Source organism: Enterococcus sp. AZ109, from assembly GCF_051714625.1.
Classification (GTDB): domain Bacteria; phylum Bacillota; class Bacilli; order Lactobacillales; family Enterococcaceae; genus Enterococcus_A.
In genome coordinates, this window is sequence record NZ_JBIOSF010000001.1 from 2,719,597 (window position 1) to 2,737,112 (window position 17,516).

Here is a 17,516-nt window from a genome sequence, read left to right on the forward strand (position 1 = left end):
ATGGAAATCTATATTAGAATTGATGAAAATCAAAAGGTCATATTTAAGCATTACGATCCCGAAAACTATGAAGTAGCTACAGAAGACATCCTTATCGTTGACTATGAACAACCAGTCGATCGAGAAGGATATTTTTATGAAGAATTTTATCGCAACGAAAAAATAGAGGTGGACTACCAAAAGGTTCCACCTCATATTTTAGAAACATTGACTAGAGCAAGTAAAATCGCAGTAACGCAATTCAATGATGCGCAAAAAGTTCAAGTTGCCGAACTTTTCCCCTTGTGGGAAACAGGAAAGCAATATGAGGTAGGAACTGTCGTATTTTATGACTCAGAGCCGTTCAAACTATACAGAATCGAGCAAGCACACACATCACAAGTCGATTGGCTACCCGACAAGCAACGAGCATTGTATACACCGTTAGCTTACGCGGACGACGGGAATAAGATCTGGATTGCACCAACCGGCGCACATGATGCCTACATGCTTGATGAAAAAGTTTGGCACAATGGGAAATTATGGCAATCGCTTCAGAACAACAACATTTGGGAACCGGGAACTGCTGAAACATTGTGGAAAGTGATTAAAGACGTTCAATAGAGCGTCTTTTTATATTGCAGAAAGTGGCCAAAAATAAGAAAAGGAAAGTGTGAAAAATGGATATGAAAATGTTGCTTTGGGCGGAAGCTATGATGAGAGATGAACATGGAAAGCTATTGATATGGCTAGGGTTTATCCTCATTTTAATGGCAATTGATGTAGCGACAGGGTTTATTCAGGCATATGTTAACCATGATTTGAAATCAGGAAAAATGAGTACAGGCTTACTAAAGAAGTTTGCGCTATTGCTCGTACTGGTGGCGATTGTACCACTGACGATTGTTTTACCCAATTTATTTTCAGTCAGTGTGATTGTTGGGGTGTATATCCTCGAAACACTGAATGAACTGGTTAGTATAGTAGAGAATTTAAATAAGTTAGGCGTTACGACGGTGATGTTTGATCCGATCATAAAAAGGCTGCAAACCAGTGATCAAACGGGTAAAAACACCGTAGATAAAGAAGATCAAGAGAGTAATTTCTAATAGGGAAGGAGGAATAAAATTGGCTTACACAGTCGAAAGAAGAATCAGACAATCTCCACAAGTTGGTGTACCGCCATATCGTCAAGTACACGCTCACAGTACAGGGAACCCACGTAGTACAGCACAAAACGAAGCGGATTACTATCATAATAAAAATATGTACCTTGGAACGTTTTCACATATCGTTGGGAACGGGCGTGTTATCCAAGTAGGTGAAGTAGGAAGAGGTTTTTGGGATGTTGGAGGCGGCTGGAATGCGGAAGCCTATGCGGCTGTTGAAATGATTGAGAGTCATGCGACACGTGCTGAGTTTGAGCGAGATTACAAGATTTATTGCGAACTACTGCGCGACCTTGCAAAACAAGGCGGTATCCCATTAACAGTTGATGATGGAAATCTAGCAGGCATTAAAACTCATAATTATTGCACGTATCACCAACCGAACAACAATTCTGATCACATTGACCCTAACCCTTATTTAGCAAAATGGGGAATCAGCATAGCACAGTTTAGAAAAGATGTTTGTGAAGGAACGTCAACAAGCAATCCTGGAAACAACGAAAAACCAGAATTACCACAAATAGAGGAGGAAAAAAACATGTTCATTTATTGGAAACGATCTAAAAATAATAACGAGGTATTCGACGCATTCTTTGTTAACGGGAATAAACGGTTCCACCTACCTAACCAGACTTGGGTAAACGAAATGCGCGAGGTAATTAAACGACACAGTGACCCTACGTGGACAGCTGATAAAGAGTTCCGTTATAATTACGATAACTTTGGTGTACTTGGAATTGAAAAAACTACCGAAGAAATCGGATGGTAGACGAATAAACAAGCCCTAACCTTCATCGGTTGGGGCTTCACTATTCTCAGGTGATTTGTTTTCCTCTTTTTTGCATATTTTAGGAAGTAAGGCACACAAACATCGTTTTTTATTTTTTTCGTCTGCACTGTTGTTTGTATTGTTTTTTGTTTTTTTGTCTTCACTAACCTCTTTATTGTTCTCGGCTTCTTTATTTTTACTATTGGTTGTATCTTTTTCGACTTTTTTATTTTCACTAACGTCTGTATCATTCTCAGCTTTTTTGTCTTCATTACTGTCTGTGTCGATCTCAGCTTTTTTATCTTTATTAACCTCTTTTTCATTCCCAGACTTTTTGTCTTTATTATCGTTTTTATCTTTTTTGAAATTAGAAGAATAAATTTTCCAACCAATACAGATGTTTGTAAATAGAAAAACGAGTATAAGAGCATATCTTATTTTTAATGCACTGCTTAGATTTGTAAAAGAAGAGGCCAATAGTTCGTTGATTGGATTAGTCCAATCTGAGTATTGAGTAACTCTTAATATTACTGAAAAAACAAAAAGATCAACAAAAAAGAATAAAGCGAAACAAAGGGAAGGGTGTTTTTCGTATATCTTATGGTTACATTCAGTGGAGTTATCGCAAGGACAACTCCTTAATTTCATATTAGTTAGTTTAGAGATGGCATTAAATGATAAAAATACAACGAAAAGTAATGTGATTGAAGATAGAGAAATATACATTAGAACTTTATATATAGGTGTTTCGGACAGGTTATCTCCTATTGCTCCAATTTGAGATAGCCCCCCGAAAACTGCAAATATAATAGTCGAGAAAATGCCCATCATACTTAGAAAATCCGTAGTAATTTTTTCATATTTTTCTTTATAATCTTTAGTATCTTTTTTTAGTATATCGAGGTCCGATTTTTCCTTCGTCAAATCGTCGCTTAACTTGATTAAATTGTTTCTTTCTGCCTTTAGACTGTTGTCTAAAACTATAAGTTCTTGCTTTTGCTTAAGATACAGGCTACTTTTCTGGCTTAAGGCTAAGTTCAAATGTTCAATTGCTTTAGATATCACTGAAATTGAGCATTCATCTTTTACAGTAAGAGTTTTAGCTGCTTTTAGCGACTCAAATTTTTCTTTTAAAAAATCACTTAAATGCTGTATGAAAATTGCTGCGGATTCTCCTTCGTCCTCAGAGTCAAACATAAGAGTTGTGAGATTTGCATAGGGAAGAGCTGCTGGAGTGATGTGTGAAGCTAGATCATAGAGTTTTTCACAGCTGATTGCGAAATCATGTTCATAATACTTAATGTCATTACTGGCAGAATGGAGCATTGTTTGTATTTCTCCAATGAAAGAAGCAGAATTACTATTTATGTAATCCTGCTCAAGTTTTTTTATTTGATTACTGCTTAGCAGTGTATCATGCGGTTCTTGCTGCATCTAGAAGGTCCTCCATCGTGTATGTTATATCGCTTCTGCCATAAACAATTTTATCCTCATTTGATTTCCACTTTTTATGTTGATGACTAGCATTAACTAGGTCGAAAACATTCTCATTTAGTAGTGGATCAATAATGCTGTTTAATGAGGTATATTCTTCTCTTTCACTTTGAGGTAAGAATATTTTAGATGCACCAAAAATACTATAATTTTCATAAATTGATTCTATTACGGGGCCATATCTCCAAACTAAAAAATTTTCATCATATTGGTCAGTCAACCACTGGGAATCGATCAAGTCTTTTTTTAGGCCGTTAACAACTGTAAAGTAAAGGATTTTTTGAAGTTGTAGGTTAGTTATACCGTTAGAATTGTTTTGTGCTCGTGCAATAATATGCGTGGCTAAATTTCTCATCGTCAATTTTACCAACCTCCCTTTTAGCATGTTACAATTCAAGTATATCTTTAAAACTCTACTTAGTAAACTGTTTGAAAAGAAAATTTACAAATAAATCTGCGACAGTGTTCTCACGTTTTTCCAGTAAATAAATATTAAATTTTATAAAGCAACATGCCAGTTTTAGATGTATCTCATCTTAAATTTTTCAGTGGCAATCTACTTGAATCAAATTCTAGCATGATTCTAGTCTTTCCTATAACAGCATATTTCTTTACCACGAACTGTTTTCTACTATTATAAGTACCTGCAATTGTAATTCTCATTCCTTCGTCTACCTCAGCAAGAAAGTTCAATGAGTGAAAAGCAATCAAGCAGTTTTCATCATTCAGCTTAAAGTACACAAGCGGACGTTCTGTCATTTTTAATACACGAATTTTACTTACAGTTCCTGTTTTTGATTCCATTTGACCGCTCCTCTACATAGTAATCTAATTCGTGATACCCACATGCTCGATCGATATAAAATTGAAAGCAGTTTTCATCGACTTCGTTAATTGCGTTTGGACCGAAGTTCCATAATTCATTAATTAATTCTTCTATAGTAATTATTCCAAATTCATACTGTCTAATAAGATTCATTGCAAAACCTCGCAATATAGATAATCGTAGAGATCGGTATCGAGCTTTTTAAAATAAAACTTCACGTCTTTTCTGATCTTGCAAGAAACAGCAGGTAAACGAAAATAATCAATATGCTGCGTTTCCATCAGCAACACAATTTCGGGTATTATCTCAACTGCTAGAAAATAAAAATCGTACTGTCGCAAATCCTGATATTTGTAAAAATCGATTTCGAACACTTTTAGTGATTTAAAAGTCAATTCTGCGTTACTATCTGTAAGCATAACGATCACCTCAAAAACATTATACAAACATACGTTCGTTTTTGTAAAGGGGAACAAATTATAAAATTAACGTGGTACAATGATAACGAGGTGATACACATGGAATCATATGAAATACAGATTGAGAAATTGCGTAACGGAGAAATAGATAAAATAGAGGTAACACGAGACAACTTTTTTCTTTGGCGAGAAGCGTGGATCAAGCAAGAGGATAAGAAGTATTTCAGAGGGATAGCTGCACATAAAGGGAACGTCACTTATGTGTATGATAAGTCGGTGATATAGGAAACAGTCTCCACCATTTTTGTAAAGAGAATACCGATAAATAGGTTGCATAAAAGTTGCATCGATTTTTTATTCGGTTTTATCAGTCTTATCTAAAAGTGAAGAAAAAGGCTATACCAAGGTGTTTATTAAAAGTGATTTTTCTAATATTTATCAGGTTTTATATTGAGGATGAAAGACGAATAAACAAACCCCAGCCTAATCGGTTGGGGTCTTTTTTGGCGTTCTAAGAGAAGCTTTCTCAAGATAGAATTCGATGCCTTCTTCACTGATTATGTTTTCTCTACCGATGTGCATAACGGTATCTTTATGAAACCAATCAGGATGCAACTTGAACATTTGATTAAAATAATTTGACTGCTTTTCTAGCTTCAAACTCGCATCTTTAAAGGTGTACAAGTCTTTTCTAATTTCTGTCAGATTATACTTCATTAAATTTTTCGCTCCTTACTTTTTGAAAAATACGCTGTTGAATTAATTACGACAATCAAAATAATGTAGGCAAGCCAACTTATCTTGTCTGTCAAAACCAAAACCAAGCCGATAATTATGAGGAGTAGCAGCAACAGTAAATAAACTTTTCTTTTCATAACGATCATGATAAAATTTAGATGAAGGGTGAGTGTTACCTCACCCTTATTAGGAAGTAGCTAGTCGTTGTTTTCGTCTTTTAGTAATTCTTTTAAGATCTTAGCGGATTGTAGAATTCCTAAAACGATTGCAACGGCTTTTCCTATTTCATCTAACTTCATCATTTTCACCTCCCTCTCTATACTTATATTATATACCCTAGAGTATATAAAGTCAATAGGTTTTTACTGATAAATCAAGTTTTTTATAAAAAATAAGCCCCAGCTTTACGACTAGGACTCATTTCTCCTCTTCCTCAAAATCAAGTTTTAACTGTTTCGGACCTTTAATATGTTCGATAACTTTTTTTACTGAGTACTCAGTTTTTAAACCGTTATCTGTTCGTTTTTGTAAAGAAAAAATTGCCTTCACTATCTATCGTTTGATAGAAAAAGAAGGCAAAAAAATACGGAATGTGTAATTCTTGGGTAATCAAGGTACAAAAAAACCTCTAGATGCTGATGTAATAGCATTTAGAGGAAATTCATTAAGCCACCTGTCGGGCTTGAACCGACGACCTCAGCCTTACCATGGCTGCGCTCTACCTGCTGAGCTAAGGCGGCATCTGTTGAACACAAGATATAGAATACCGAATATCTTATTGGTTGTCAATATTTTTTTTCGATTCATGTATAAACCAAAAACTGACTAATTTGTTAGGAATAAATTACAAAAAAGCTACTTAGAAAAAGCAGCTTAGATGTTCTCCAATATCTCAATAATTTGTGAATAGTTTTCGTCGCGCAGGATTTCATAGCCCAATTTTTGATACATTTTAACGGCTGGATGACTCCAAGTCTGAGTAGTTAGATACAATTCAGCTTCAGGATGAAGTTCTGTTAAAAGCTGAGTGATGCGAATGGCTAGTGCTTTTGCTAAACCTTGTCCTTGTTCAGTAGGAAGTACGGCTAACCAGTGAAGCCGAGGCTGACGCGTATCATCGTTGCGCCAAGCGGTGAAGGTAGCGACTTTTTGATTTTTCGCATTTTCGATAAAAAGCATTCGCTGTTGCAATTCCTCAGAATATGGACCAAAGGAACGTTTAAAGTAGGTAAGCGCATCGTCGGTTGTGTCAAATTCGCCAACGCTAGTTTCAATTTCAGCCCAAGCATGCTCATCACCGGGTTGATAAAAGACGAAGTGGTAACCTTTTGGCAGCTGGTGTTCAGGTAAAGAGGGAGCATTAGTTTTGCGAATCATGGTAAAGGGAATAAGTGGTACTGATTTGTCTAGCATAGAAGGAACCTCCTGCTCATTTTTGTTACTACTATCCTACCATGCCTGCTTTTTCGGCACTAGGTGTACTCAGAATTTTGTTGTCTGTGCAGGAGACGACTGGTTAAGAGACTATCGCTATTCAATGAAAAAGCACACAAAAATACTTTGGTTACTTTTAACAAACAAAGGGTAAAAAAATGAGTGCAACCTATTGCCATCTAAAATAAAAATTGGTATCATAAACAAGTATTCTTTTTCCGGCATAGCTCAGTTGGTAGTAGCGCATGACTGTTAATCATGATGTCGTAGGTTCGAGTCCTACTGCCGGAGTTGTATGAGACAATTCATTAAGATTGTCTCTTTTTTTTGTGACGAAAATAAGAAGTTTTTCGATTGTTTTCCATATTTCTTTGACATAGCGATGAAACCTCTTATACTGTTTAAAGAGGAGGCGAGGTAGATGGCAAAGCGAGACGCCTATTTTGATAATGCGAAATTATTCTTAATGATACTGGTAGTTTTTGGACATCTTTTTCAACCTTTTATTGAAACAAAGGGCATATATAGTGATCTGTATTATTTTATTTTTACTTTCCACATGCCAGCTTTTATTCTGATTTCAGGCTATTTTGCTAAAGGCAAACCAAAGCCGCTGAAAAAGCTGATAAAAAAATTGTTGTTGCCTTATATTTTTTTCCAACTATTATATTCGGCCTATTATACGTTGATTGGATTGCAGGAATCCTTCAGCTTTAGTATCACTACACCACAATGGTCTTTATGGTTTCTATTGAGTTTATTCTGTTGGAACTGCATGCTGTATTTACGCCAGCGCTTTTCGACGAAGCAGATTTTAATTGGAAGTGTCGTTGTGGCATTAGTGGTAGGATATATTCCTTTCTTTGGCCGTTTTTTAGCGGTTCAACGGACACTGACGTTCTTCCCCTATTTTATGGTAGGGTATGCGTTGCCGGCTAGTTGGATGGCTAAGATGAAAACTGCCCCGAAAAAATTGATGGCAATTGGTGTGTTTACAGGAATTTTCGTGCTGATTAAGGCCAACGATTGGATTAACAAATATTGGGTTTTTGGTTCAAAGCCTTACGAAGATTATTTGAATCATCCCTTATTAGGTGGCCCCCAGCGGATGATCTTTTTCGTTTTAGGTCTGGCGGGTATTGCAGCCTTCTTTATGTTAGTACCCAAAGGCCAATATTTTTTCTCTAAATGGGGAAAAAATACTTTAACTGTTTATCTCTTACATGGTTTTTTAGTCAAAGGATTACGTGCCTTGGGAGTAGATGATGTAGAAATGGGAAATTGGGGTGTAGTATTGATTTTTGCCTTTAGTATTCTATTAACAGCGGCTTTATCCAATGAACATTTTTGCCAATGGTTAGAACGCGGCAAACGAAAACTCTTACGACCGGTTTTAAATTGATTGTCAACGAAGTCCTCGAAGCGTAAAATAGATGCGGAAGGGGGCTTTTTTTATGACTGAAATTACAAAAGAAAAAACTAAGGAATTTAGAGAAAATTTTTTAGCAAATAATAAACAGGTGGCTTTACAGCGAAGCGTTGTCAAAAATGGTATCACTGCCTCGGCAGAAAATGTTGTTGCTCATGTAGAAAATACACCAGTTTTTTCGATTGATCTAGCAACTGGTAAAGTATCCAATCAAAAACAATCAGGCCGTTGTTGGATGTTTGCTGCATTGAATACTTTTCGCCATAAGATGTTGCAGCAGTTTAAATTGAAGGAATTCGAGCTTTCTCAAAATTACACTTTTTTCTGGGACAAGTATGAAAAGGCTAATTATTTTTACGAAAATATTTTAGCTACAGCAGATCAGGAAGTATCTAGCAGAGAAGTAGCTTTCTTATTGCAAACGCCGCAACAAGATGGTGGACAGTGGGACATGATTGTTTCTTTATTTAAGAAATACGGAGTGGTACCAAAGGTGGTCATGCCGGAAAGCAGCAACAGCTCAAACTCTCGGGATTTAAATAAATATCTGAACAAATTACTGCGTAAGCACGCTGTTATGTTGCGGAAATTGGTAGCCGATAAAAAGGGTGAGACAGAGGTCGCTGCAAAACGTTCGGCTATGCTTCAGGAAGTTTATACATTGCTAGCGACAGCCTTAGGTACACCACCGGAAGTATTTGATTTTGAATACCGTGATGAAGAAAAGAACTATCATTTGGATCAAGAATTAACACCTCAAAGCTTCTATGATAAATATATCGGCGTAAATCTAGATGACTATGTTAGTATCATCAACGCTCCAACTGATGACAAGCCGTACAACCAAAGCTACACTGTTTCAATGTTAGGTAATGTAGTAGGTGGCACACCAGTGAAATATTTGAACCTTGAAATGGAGACCTTCAAACAACTGGCAGTGAAACAATTAGAAGATGGGGAGTCTGTCTGGTTCGGCTGTGATGTGGGTCAATCATCCACTCGTGATTCAGGGATCATGGCTTTAAATGCCTTTGACATGGATGATTTGTTTGAAGCAGATTTTTCGATGACCAAAGCTGAACGTTTGGATCATGGCGACAGTTTGATGACTCATGCGATGGTGCTGACCGGTGTTGATTTGATTGAAGGAAAAAGTACGAAATGGAAAGTAGAAAATAGTTGGGGCGAAAAAGTTGGTGAAAAAGGCTTCTTTGTGATGAGTGACGCTTGGATGGATGAGTACACTTACCAGATCGTGGTTCGCAAAGAGTATTTAACGAAGGAACAGTTGGCAGCTTTTGAAGCTGAACCGATTGTTTTAGCTCCTTGGGATCCAATGGGAGCTCTTGCTTAAAGCAACTATTTGTAATAGACTCATTCCTCTAGGGTGAGTCTATTTTTTTAACAAAATTGACTATTCATTGCGTATAATAAAGCGTAGGAATGTGAGGAATCAAGATGAATAGAATACAGGCACTGCTAAAAGAAAAATTCGGCTACGACAGTTTTAGAACAGGTCAGGCAGAAATTATAGAGAAAATTTTAAATCATGAAAATGTATTAGGAATTATGCCAACCGGTGGCGGTAAATCAGTCTGTTACCAATTACCAGCATTGGTTTTGGATGGCTTGACTTTGGTCATTTCGCCGTTGATTTCTTTGATGAAGGATCAAGTGGACAGTTTAAATGAAATGGGGATTCCAGCGGCTTTTATTAACAGTTCCCTGTCGAACCCTGAGATTCAGCAGCGAATTCGCTTAGCCGTAGACGGGAAAATTAAGCTATTGTACGTGGCACCGGAACGCTTGGAGTCTGCTTCTTTTCGTCAATTGCTGCAATATGTTCCGATCGAACTGTTGGCGGTAGATGAAGCACACTGTATTTCTCAATGGGGCCATGATTTTCGACCTAGTTATTTAAAGCTAGCAGACACGATCGAAATACTGGAACAAAAGCCAACAATTATTGCGTTGACTGCTACGGCTACTGTGCATGTGGCTGACGATATTTTGCGATTACTGCAAATTCCTAATGATAATCAAATCAATACCGGCTTTGCCCGAGAAAATTTAACCTTCCAAGTAGTGAAGGATGCTAAAGAAAGCTATTTGCTAGAATATTTGAAGCTGAACAAAGGGCAAGCAGGCATTATTTATGCCAGTACCCGTAAAGAAGTAGAACGCCTGCATCATCTGCTGAAGGATCAGAAGATCGCCGTTGCTAGCTATCATGGTGGTATGAGTGAAAAAGATCGTTCGAAAAATCAAGAGGACTTTCTCTTTGATCGGGTTCAGGTAATGGTGGCAACTAATGCGTTTGGGATGGGAATCAATAAGAGTAACGTTCGCTTTGTGATCCATGCTCAAATTCCGGGAAACTTAGAATCCTATTATCAGGAAGCTGGACGAGCTGGTCGAGACGGATTGCCTAGTGAGGCGATTTTATTTTATGCACCAAAGGATTTACAGGTGCAGAAATATTTTATTGATCAATCAGAAGGCAATGAGGAATATAAGAGAAACGAATACAATAAAGTGCGAGAAATGGATCAGTATGCCCATACCCAAATGTGTTTACAGCGCTACATTTTGCGCTATTTCGGTGAAGACAGTCAAGATTGCGGACGTTGCAGCAACTGTACAGACTCTCGTGAAGTAATCGATATCACGACAGAGGCCCAAAAAGTTTTGTCTTGTGTTAAACGCATGGGAGAACGCTTTGGCAAAGGCTTAGTTGCAAAGGTCTTAACAGCTTCCAAGGATCAAAAAATTACACAGTGGCAGTTTGATAAGCTGTCTACCTATGGACTGATGCGGGATTGGAGCCAAAAGGAAGTTTCTCAACTGATTGATTATTTAACAGCGGAAGGCTATTTTACATTAACTGAAGGACAATTTCCCTTATTAACAATTTCTCCTTCTGGTATCAATGTGCTTTTAGGAAAACAAAAGGTAACTCGTAAACAAAATGCAGTCAAGACCTTACAGGTAGACGACGAGCTATTCGAGAAATTAAGAAGTCTGCGAACCCAACTGGCTCAGGAGCAAAATCTTCCTCCATATATTATTTTCTCTGACAAAACCTTGCAGGAATTGGCGGAAAAACAACCTCAGACCACCTTGGAAATGTTGCAAATTAAAGGTGTTGGTCAAAACAAATTAGATAAATACGGTGAAGCATTCCTAGAAATCTTGCAGAAATAACTAGATTTCTCGTTAATAATTTACTATAGATTCCAGCGAATCCGCTACGAAACAAGCCTTTCTGTGCTATACTTTTAATTGATTATAACGTTGATTAAGTTTATTGAAGGTAAGTACAATGAAGGCATGCAATGAAAGTAAAAGTAGGTGCGTTGATAAAAAAGGAGGACGTAAAATGGGAAAACAGCTAGAAGTGCAGCATGCGGAGAATATGCGGGAGTTAGGGGGCTATCAAACGCAAGATGGTCGAGAAGTTGCCGAACGTAAATTAATTCGAGCGGCTACCCTCAATACATTGGATGAGGAAGATACTAGCTATTTAGCCGATTATGGCCTCCGAACCATTGTTGATTTTCGCTCACCAAGGGAACGTGAAGAACAGCCTGATCAAGCGGTTCCATCTGCTGAGAATATTGCGTTACCGATTTTCCCTGTGGAGGAAAAAAAGGTCTCTGCTTCGCCTTTTGAAGTGATGAACAAGATGAAAGAAGGCTTTTCTGCTCATGAACAAATGCTGGATGTGTACCGCAAATTCATCACTATGCCCCATATTCATAAGCAGTACAATCAATTCTTTGGGATTCTACTAGAAAACGAGAAGCCAGATGAAAGTGTCTTGTTTCATTGTACTGCCGGCAAAGACCGAACAGGTTTTGGTGCTGCGATGATGCTAAGTGCATTAGGTGTCAATCGAGCAATTATTTTTGAGGATTATCTCAAAACTAATTATTATTTAGCTAAGAAAACCGAAGAAATTCGACAACAAGCTCGTCAAGCAGGTGTATCTGAAGAGATGCTGTATGGGATTGATGACATGATGCGAGCGAAACAAGAATATCTACAAACAAGCTTTGATCTAATTGCTGAGCAGTACGGCGATGTGAATCAGTATTTACGAGTGGGAATTGGGTTAGGAAAACAAGACATCAAAGATTTGCGTCAACTATATCTTGTTTAGGAGTTGAGGAGTGATGGAAAGCTTATTAAAACATTTACAGCTGGAAAATCGCCAGTTGCCGATTGGTGGCGGAGACATCAATCAAGCGTATCGGGTAACTGACGGCAGTAAGGATTACTTTTTAAAGGTCCATCCCAATATGAGTGAAGCTTTCTTTCAAGCCGAAGTGGATGGACTGCAGGTGTTGAGCGAAGTGGTGCGTGTGCCCAAAACCTTTACCAGCGGAGTGTACGAAAATGATGCTTATTTACTGATGGAGTGGATCGAACCTGGACAAGGTGATCAGCGGGATATTGGCAATGCACTCGCAAAAATTCATGGACAAAAACAGGAGAGTTTTGGGTATAGAAAAGATAACTATCTAGGATTGTTCCCGCAAATCAACACCAAGAGTAATGACTGGTGGTCCTTTTATTTTGGCAATCGTCTCGAGGTCCAAATTGAAATCGCTAAGCAACGTAATCGTTGGACAAGACAACGGGAAGAAAGGTATTATTCGTTAAAGGAACAGGTCCTTTTGCGCTGGGAGAATTTAACCTTCAAGCCATCTTTGCTGCATGGAGATTTTTGGAGCGGCAATACTTTCTTTAATACGGATGGTGAACCAGTTTTTGTTGATCCGGCAATTTATTATGGTCACCGGGAACTAGATATTGCAATGGAGCAATTATTTGGCGGTTTCAGACAGACATTGTTTGATGCATATCAAGAAATTTATCCTTTAGATGAAGGCTGGCAAGAGCGGGTACCTGTTTATCAATTGTATTATTTACTGGTTCATTTGAATCTGTTTGGCGAAAGCTATGGCGGAGCGGTGGATCGGATTTTAGGAGGAAAGTAGTTGGGCAAGAAATATTCAATGGATCACGAAGTCACTTATTATGAATGCGACATTAATCAGACGATGACCTTTCCAGCAATGTTGAGTGTGGTCATTAAAGCTTCCTCTGATCAGAGCGATCAACTGGAACGGGGAACCGAAGCGGTTAATGAGCTGGGAATTACTTGGGTAATTACTCAAACAGAAATTACAATTAACCGATTGCCTCATGTCGGAGAAAAAATAACAGTCGTTACCGAACCGACCGCTTTTAACAAATTCTTTTGCTATCGTAGTTTTTGGCTGTATGATGCAGAAGGTGCTGAATTGGTGAAAATTGATATGGCGTTTGTATTGATGAAGATCAAGGAACGGAAGATGAGCAGCGTCTCTCCAGAACTGATGGCACCTTACGAAGCACCGCAAGTGAAAAAAATTCAGCGCTGGGAAAAAATTGAACCAGTGACTGATGGACAAAGCCGTCTGTACCATGTTCGTTTCTATGACTTAGATAGTAATCATCATGTGAATAATGCCATGTATTTCAATTGGATAATTGACGTGCTGGGCTACGACTTTATGGTAGAGCATACACCTGTTTCCGTGAATGTGAAGTTTGATAAAGAGATTCTTTACGGCAACGATATTACAAGTGTTTACCAGTACGATGAAACAAGCAGCAAAACCTTGCACGAAATTCGAGTAGGAGATCAGTTAGCTTGCGAAGCCAATATCCAGTGGCGTAAAAAAGACTAAAAATAGACTTGAAGGATTGATTCACTGTTAAGTGAGTTCTCCTCCAAGTCTATTTTATTCTTCCATAAAATGTTTTAATTGTTCTTTAGATAAGTCGGCATTTAAAGCGATCAAAAGTTTAATGCGAGCTTTTTGACTATTAATACCTCGGCAGAAAATGACACCTTTTTGTGCTAGTTCGACACCGCCACCGTGGTAGTCATACACTGGTTCAGCGATCCCATTAAAACAACGTGAGACAAGTACGATGGGCATTCCTTTATTTAATAGGTTTTGTAGTGAAGGCAGCGTAGTTGGTGGAAGATTTCCTGCTCCTAGTGCTTCGACCACGACGCCGTCCACGCCAACTGCTTGCTCTAGTAATTCAAAAAAAGTTCCCTGCATACCGGCAAAGGCTTTGATGATTGGAATCATTGCCTTAATCGAAGCAACATCGTAACGAGTGGTTTCCGGCAGTTCTTGCATAAAGAGAATTTTCGATTTAGTTACTAAACCAACAGGACCTAAAGTCGGTGTTCGGAAGGTTGCAACATTGGTTGTATGAGTCTTAGTCACGTAGCGAGCGCTATGAATCTCATCATTCATTACCACCAGTACGCCTTGGCCGATGGCATCTTGACAAGCAGCTACGCGAATGGCACTTTGGAAGTTGTACAATCCGTCGCTACCTAATTCATTAATTGAGCGCATGGCACCAGTTAAAACGATCGGCAGCAAATCACCAATTGTGACATCTAAGAAATAGGCAGTCTCTTCCAGAGTATCTGTACCGTGAGTGATAACGACACAATCGATTCCGTCAGATTTAGCTTGCTTGATTCGTTCCTTCAGCTCGAACATGATTTCAACTGTAATGTGTGGCGAAGGAAGGTTAGTAAAATCTTCGACGACTAGTTCTACGTTTTTTGGTACATCTAATTTTTGACCGGCGGCTAACAAGGGGTTTTTTTCATCCGGCCGTACGGCACCGGTTTCGTCTTCGCTCATAGAAATGGTACCACCAGTATGTAAAATTAAAATTCGTTTCATTACGTTCACCTGCTTTATTTATTGGATGATTCTAGTAAGACAATAAACCACTTTTAATTTTTAAGCAGCTTTAAAGCCTTTTTCACTAGAATACTATTTTCTCTCTTTTTTTACTACGATTATTGTATACTAGGAAAAAAAGAATTGGAGGTTCCTATGATTCGAATTGGACTAACTTCTTTTAATGAACATCAGTCTTTAACTGGCAAACCTCGCACAACATTGTTTGAATATGCTGGCTTTTTACCATTGGTTGAACTGGACACAGCCTACTACGGACTTCCTAGTCGTAAAACAGTGGAAAATTGGTTGGCTCAGGTCCCAGATTCATTTCGCTTTGTCGTAAAGTTTTATGCTGGCTTTACATGCCAAGAAAAATGGCAAGATCACTACAATTCCATTACCGAAATGAAAGAACATTTCTTAGATGTGATGCAACCTTTGATCGAAAGTTCAAAAATCTATTGTTTTTTAGCGCAATTTCCGGCACAATTTAAGTGTACGAAAGAAAACGTGGCTTATCTACAATCATTACGGGAATTATTTCCTGATTTACCAATTGCTGTTGAATTAAGAGATTACAGTTGGTATAGTCCTGAGTTTAAAGAAAAAACCCATCAGTTTATGAAAAAACTAAAATTTAGCTTAGCGATGATTGATGAGCCAGAGCTACCCGATACAGTCCCTCTGGATTTAACTGTCACCAATCCAGCCTTTAGTTTATTTCGATTTCATGGGCGAAACCAAGCCTATTGGAAAAGTCGAGATCCACAGTGGCGAAAAAAGCGAACTTTGTATCGCTATAGTCAGGATGAATTGATCGAATTGGCTGAATCAATCAAACTGGTAGCTGAGAACAGTCAAGAGGTTGCAGTCATTTTTAATAATAATTCAGGTGGCGATGCGGCGGAAAATGCTTTAAGATTAAGAGAACTACTAGATATTCAGGATGAAGGACTCAATCCTAGTCAATTAGGATTATTCTAAAAAGGAGCAATCATGATCAAAGCGATTTTTTTTGATATTGATGGAACACTAGTCACTAAACAATCAAAAGCCCTCTACAGCACTCGTTTAGCAATTCAAAAAGCGCGCGAAAAGGGAATTTTAGTCGGTGTCGCTACTGGAAGAGGTCCAGTGCACTTAGCCGAACGGATGGATCATTTAGTGGTGGATATGTACGTGACCTACAACGGACAATTGGTCTATCAGGGAAATGAAGATATTTATCAACATCCTTTTGAACCAGAGGTATTAAAAGAAATCGTAACGTTTGCTGATCAGGAGCATCGACAAATTATTTTTGGTGCACGCCGCCGTGTTGATGGCAGCTATATTATGCGACTGTCTCAGGTAGGATGGGTGAAACGAATTGCTGCCATAATGCCTCGATGGTTTCCAGTAAGGACAACAAAAGGATTGTTGCAATCTTTCAGTCCCAATCGAAGTAAAGGTCGTTACAGCAGATTGAGCATATTGGAAGAACCAATTTACCAATGTGTTTTATTCAGCGCCGAGTCAGAGACTGAAAAATTGTCACACCATTTACCTAATGTAACCTTCCAGCGCTCCAATCCGTACTCGGTTGATATTATCCCCAAGGGTGGTTCGAAACTGTTAGGGATACACAAATTTTTAGAGGCGAATAACATAGATCCTAGCGAAGTAATAGCATTTGGCGATCATTTAAATGATTTAGAAATGTTGGAAGGTGTGGGGATTGGTGTAGCGATGGGAAATGGACAAGACGAGACGAAAGAATATGCCGATTATGTCACAGATACCAATGAAAATGACGGAATTTATAAAGCACTTAAGTATTTTGAAATTATTTAGGAGGCAGTATGGAAAAAGAGTTTAATCCTTACAAGATGACCCAAGAGTTCCACCGAGTTTTTGAACCGCAGCCGCCTGAAGCACCGACGCCTTTCACAGCTGAACAAGCAGCTTTTCGCGCTGGTTTCAAGGTCGAAGAAATTGTTGAGTTTATGTATGGTGCTGTTGAAGGGGATTTGACTCGATTTGATCAAACGGTAACTCAACTACATGAAAATATTGAGCAAGCCAAGGCGAAGATTTTATCTAAGCATGAACCTGTAAAAGATTTATTGACGGCAGAAGTAGACGCCTTAACGGATTTGCTTTATTTCACCTATGGATCATTTGCATTAATTGGGGTTAATCCGCAACCGATTTTCGAGATTGTGCACCGTGCTAACATGGGCAAGCTATTTCCAGACGGCAAACCTCATTACCATCCAGTCACTCACAAAGTGTTAAAACCAGATAATTGGGCCGCAGACTATGCGCCAGAAAACGCAATTCAAGTTGAATTGGACAAGCAAAAATGCCAAGCTTCTTAATCACAGCTGGCGTTTTTGGCTTTATAATAGCTAGTGTTAGCGGCAGAACTGTCGTTAACACTTTTTTATTTTTTTCGAAAAAATAAATAGACACCTTGAAATACCCCAGAATAAAGTCGACAAAAACCG

General features: G+C 38.3%; 21 protein-coding genes and 2 tRNA genes. 14 read left to right on the forward strand and 9 right to left on the reverse strand.

Annotated elements, in window-relative coordinates:
* From IGI42_RS13340 to IGI42_RS13350, 3 genes are read left to right on the forward strand one after another with little or no spacing between them, the layout of a single operon-like run.
* Positions 1-603 carry a carbohydrate-binding protein gene (locus IGI42_RS13340; protein WP_438716358.1) on the forward strand — a complete coding sequence of 201 codons (603 nt, stop codon included), beginning with the start codon at positions 1-3 and terminating at the stop codon, positions 601-603.
* A 56-nt stretch (positions 604-659) separates the two neighbouring features.
* Positions 660-1,088, forward strand: a complete 429-nt coding sequence (locus IGI42_RS13345) for a phage holin family protein (protein WP_438716359.1) — start codon at positions 660-662, stop codon at positions 1,086-1,088.
* 19 nt (positions 1,089-1,107) lie between these two features.
* Positions 1,108-1,917: an N-acetylmuramoyl-L-alanine amidase gene (locus tag IGI42_RS13350; protein ID WP_438716360.1), complete on the forward strand. Its 810-nt coding sequence runs from the start codon at positions 1,108-1,110 to the stop codon at positions 1,915-1,917.
* Between the two features lie 15 nt (positions 1,918-1,932).
* Here IGI42_RS13350 and IGI42_RS13355 read toward each other — a convergent pair whose 3' ends face one another.
* The 5 genes from IGI42_RS13355 to IGI42_RS13375 form a co-directional block, all read right to left on the reverse strand.
* Positions 1,933-3,351: a hypothetical protein gene (locus tag IGI42_RS13355; RefSeq protein ID WP_438716361.1), complete on the reverse strand. Its 1,419-nt coding sequence runs from the start codon at positions 3,349-3,351 to the stop codon at positions 1,933-1,935.
* Positions 3,332-3,766 carry a Panacea domain-containing protein gene (locus IGI42_RS13360; RefSeq protein ID WP_438717048.1) on the reverse strand — a complete coding sequence of 145 codons (435 nt, stop codon included), beginning with the start codon at positions 3,764-3,766 and terminating at the stop codon, positions 3,332-3,334. The genes IGI42_RS13355 and IGI42_RS13360 overlap by 20 nt, the downstream gene beginning before the upstream one ends.
* Before the next feature lie 176 nt (positions 3,767-3,942).
* The gene (locus IGI42_RS13365; protein ID WP_438716362.1) at positions 3,943-4,215 is read right to left on the reverse strand and encodes a hypothetical protein; all 273 of its coding nucleotides are present in this window, start codon (positions 4,213-4,215) and stop codon (positions 3,943-3,945) included.
* Positions 4,187-4,390: a hypothetical protein gene (locus IGI42_RS13370; RefSeq protein ID WP_438716363.1), complete on the reverse strand. Its 204-nt coding sequence runs from the start codon at positions 4,388-4,390 to the stop codon at positions 4,187-4,189. Before IGI42_RS13370 ends, IGI42_RS13365 begins: the two co-directional genes overlap by 29 nt.
* Complete coding sequence (locus IGI42_RS13375) at positions 4,387-4,656, reverse strand: DUF5960 family protein (protein WP_438716364.1); 270 nt, start codon at positions 4,654-4,656, stop codon at positions 4,387-4,389. Before IGI42_RS13375 ends, IGI42_RS13370 begins: the two co-directional genes overlap by 4 nt.
* Positions 4,657-4,755: 99 nt before the next feature.
* Between IGI42_RS13375 and IGI42_RS13380 the strand changes: the two genes are divergently transcribed.
* The gene (locus IGI42_RS13380) at positions 4,756-4,941 is read left to right on the forward strand and encodes a hypothetical protein (protein WP_438716365.1); all 186 of its coding nucleotides are present in this window, start codon (positions 4,756-4,758) and stop codon (positions 4,939-4,941) included.
* 198 nt (positions 4,942-5,139) lie between these two features.
* Here IGI42_RS13380 and IGI42_RS13385 read toward each other — a convergent pair whose 3' ends face one another.
* The 3 genes from IGI42_RS13385 to IGI42_RS13395 form a co-directional block, all read right to left on the reverse strand.
* Positions 5,140-5,373 (reverse strand): hypothetical protein, encoded by a 234-nt coding sequence (locus IGI42_RS13385; protein ID WP_438716366.1) that lies wholly within the window; start codon positions 5,371-5,373, stop codon positions 5,140-5,142.
* 688 nt (positions 5,374-6,061) lie between these two features.
* Positions 6,062-6,134: transfer RNA gene (locus IGI42_RS13390), tRNA-Thr, on the reverse strand.
* Between the two features lie 133 nt (positions 6,135-6,267).
* Positions 6,268-6,807 (reverse strand): GNAT family N-acetyltransferase, encoded by a 540-nt coding sequence (locus IGI42_RS13395; protein WP_438716367.1) that lies wholly within the window; start codon positions 6,805-6,807, stop codon positions 6,268-6,270.
* Between the two features lie 238 nt (positions 6,808-7,045).
* Here IGI42_RS13395 and IGI42_RS13400 point away from each other — a divergent pair.
* The 7 genes from IGI42_RS13400 (at position 7,046) to IGI42_RS13430 (ending at position 13,995) form a co-directional block, all read left to right on the forward strand.
* Positions 7,046-7,119: transfer RNA gene (locus tag IGI42_RS13400), tRNA-Asn, on the forward strand.
* Positions 7,120-7,249: 130 nt separating this feature from the next.
* Entirely contained in the window at positions 7,250-8,230 is a 981-nt protein-coding gene (locus IGI42_RS13405) for an acyltransferase family protein (RefSeq protein WP_438716368.1), read from the forward strand.
* Between the two features lie 52 nt (positions 8,231-8,282).
* Positions 8,283-9,611 (forward strand): aminopeptidase C, encoded by a 1,329-nt coding sequence (locus IGI42_RS13410; protein WP_438716369.1) that lies wholly within the window; start codon positions 8,283-8,285, stop codon positions 9,609-9,611.
* A 104-nt stretch (positions 9,612-9,715) separates the two neighbouring features.
* On the forward strand, positions 9,716-11,461 hold the full coding sequence (gene recQ, locus IGI42_RS13415; RefSeq protein ID WP_438716370.1) for a DNA helicase RecQ: 1,746 nt from the start codon (positions 9,716-9,718) through the stop codon (positions 11,459-11,461).
* A 175-nt stretch (positions 11,462-11,636) separates the two neighbouring features.
* Positions 11,637-12,419, forward strand: coding sequence for a tyrosine-protein phosphatase (locus tag IGI42_RS13420; protein WP_438716371.1), 783 nt, complete (start codon positions 11,637-11,639; stop codon positions 12,417-12,419).
* A 13-nt stretch (positions 12,420-12,432) separates the two neighbouring features.
* Entirely contained in the window at positions 12,433-13,260 is an 828-nt protein-coding gene (locus tag IGI42_RS13425; RefSeq protein ID WP_438716372.1) for a fructosamine kinase family protein, read from the forward strand.
* Positions 13,261-13,995: an acyl-[acyl-carrier-protein] thioesterase gene (locus IGI42_RS13430; protein ID WP_438716373.1), complete on the forward strand. Its 735-nt coding sequence runs from the start codon at positions 13,261-13,263 to the stop codon at positions 13,993-13,995.
* 54 nt (positions 13,996-14,049) lie between these two features.
* Here the strand turns inward: IGI42_RS13430 and IGI42_RS13435 are convergent, their stop codons facing one another.
* Positions 14,050-15,024 (reverse strand): asparaginase, encoded by a 975-nt coding sequence (locus tag IGI42_RS13435; RefSeq protein WP_438716374.1) that lies wholly within the window; start codon positions 15,022-15,024, stop codon positions 14,050-14,052.
* Positions 15,025-15,180: 156 nt separating this feature from the next.
* On the opposite strand from IGI42_RS13435, the gene IGI42_RS13440 reads away from it, so the two are divergent.
* From IGI42_RS13440 to IGI42_RS13450, 3 genes are read left to right on the forward strand one after another with little or no spacing between them, the layout of a single operon-like run.
* Positions 15,181-16,011, forward strand: a complete 831-nt coding sequence (locus tag IGI42_RS13440; protein ID WP_438716375.1) for a DUF72 domain-containing protein — start codon at positions 15,181-15,183, stop codon at positions 16,009-16,011.
* A 12-nt stretch (positions 16,012-16,023) separates the two neighbouring features.
* Positions 16,024-16,860 (forward strand): Cof-type HAD-IIB family hydrolase, encoded by an 837-nt coding sequence (locus IGI42_RS13445; protein ID WP_438716376.1) that lies wholly within the window; start codon positions 16,024-16,026, stop codon positions 16,858-16,860.
* 8 nt (positions 16,861-16,868) lie between these two features.
* Complete coding sequence (locus tag IGI42_RS13450; RefSeq protein WP_438716377.1) at positions 16,869-17,387, forward strand: HAD family hydrolase; 519 nt, start codon at positions 16,869-16,871, stop codon at positions 17,385-17,387.
* Positions 17,388-17,516: the final 129 nt, after the last annotated feature.

What these genes read in the sequence shown, in the direction of transcription:
- IGI42_RS13340 (WP_438716358.1), top strand. Translation starts at nt 1, where the DNA reads ATGGAAATCTATATTAGAATTGATGAAAATCAAAAGGTCATATTTAAG.
- IGI42_RS13345 (WP_438716359.1), top strand. Translation starts at nt 660, where the DNA reads ATGGATATGAAAATGTTGCTTTGGGCGGAAGCTATGATGAGAGATGAA.
- IGI42_RS13355 (WP_438716361.1), bottom strand. Translation starts at nt 3,351, where the DNA reads ATGCAGCAAGAACCGCATGATACACTGCTAAGCAGTAATCAAATAAAA.
- IGI42_RS13360 (WP_438717048.1), bottom strand. Translation starts at nt 3,766, where the DNA reads ATGAGAAATTTAGCCACGCATATTATTGCACGAGCACAAAACAATTCT.
- IGI42_RS13365 (WP_438716362.1), bottom strand. Translation starts at nt 4,215, where the DNA reads ATGGAATCAAAAACAGGAACTGTAAGTAAAATTCGTGTATTAAAAATG.
- IGI42_RS13370 (WP_438716363.1), bottom strand. Translation starts at nt 4,390, where the DNA reads ATGAATCTTATTAGACAGTATGAATTTGGAATAATTACTATAGAAGAA.
- IGI42_RS13375 (WP_438716364.1), bottom strand. Translation starts at nt 4,656, where the DNA reads ATGCTTACAGATAGTAACGCAGAATTGACTTTTAAATCACTAAAAGTG.
- IGI42_RS13380 (WP_438716365.1), top strand. Translation starts at nt 4,756, where the DNA reads ATGGAATCATATGAAATACAGATTGAGAAATTGCGTAACGGAGAAATA.
- IGI42_RS13385 (WP_438716366.1), bottom strand. Translation starts at nt 5,373, where the DNA reads ATGAAGTATAATCTGACAGAAATTAGAAAAGACTTGTACACCTTTAAA.
- IGI42_RS13395 (WP_438716367.1), bottom strand. Translation starts at nt 6,807, where the DNA reads ATGCTAGACAAATCAGTACCACTTATTCCCTTTACCATGATTCGCAAA.
- IGI42_RS13405 (WP_438716368.1), top strand. Translation starts at nt 7,250, where the DNA reads ATGGCAAAGCGAGACGCCTATTTTGATAATGCGAAATTATTCTTAATG.
- IGI42_RS13410 (WP_438716369.1), top strand. Translation starts at nt 8,283, where the DNA reads ATGACTGAAATTACAAAAGAAAAAACTAAGGAATTTAGAGAAAATTTT.
- recQ (WP_438716370.1), top strand. Translation starts at nt 9,716, where the DNA reads ATGAATAGAATACAGGCACTGCTAAAAGAAAAATTCGGCTACGACAGT.
- IGI42_RS13420 (WP_438716371.1), top strand. Translation starts at nt 11,637, where the DNA reads ATGGGAAAACAGCTAGAAGTGCAGCATGCGGAGAATATGCGGGAGTTA.
- IGI42_RS13425 (WP_438716372.1), top strand. Translation starts at nt 12,433, where the DNA reads ATGGAAAGCTTATTAAAACATTTACAGCTGGAAAATCGCCAGTTGCCG.
- IGI42_RS13435 (WP_438716374.1), bottom strand. Translation starts at nt 15,024, where the DNA reads ATGAAACGAATTTTAATTTTACATACTGGTGGTACCATTTCTATGAGC.
- IGI42_RS13440 (WP_438716375.1), top strand. Translation starts at nt 15,181, where the DNA reads ATGATTCGAATTGGACTAACTTCTTTTAATGAACATCAGTCTTTAACT.
- IGI42_RS13445 (WP_438716376.1), top strand. Translation starts at nt 16,024, where the DNA reads ATGATCAAAGCGATTTTTTTTGATATTGATGGAACACTAGTCACTAAA.
- IGI42_RS13450 (WP_438716377.1), top strand. Translation starts at nt 16,869, where the DNA reads ATGGAAAAAGAGTTTAATCCTTACAAGATGACCCAAGAGTTCCACCGA.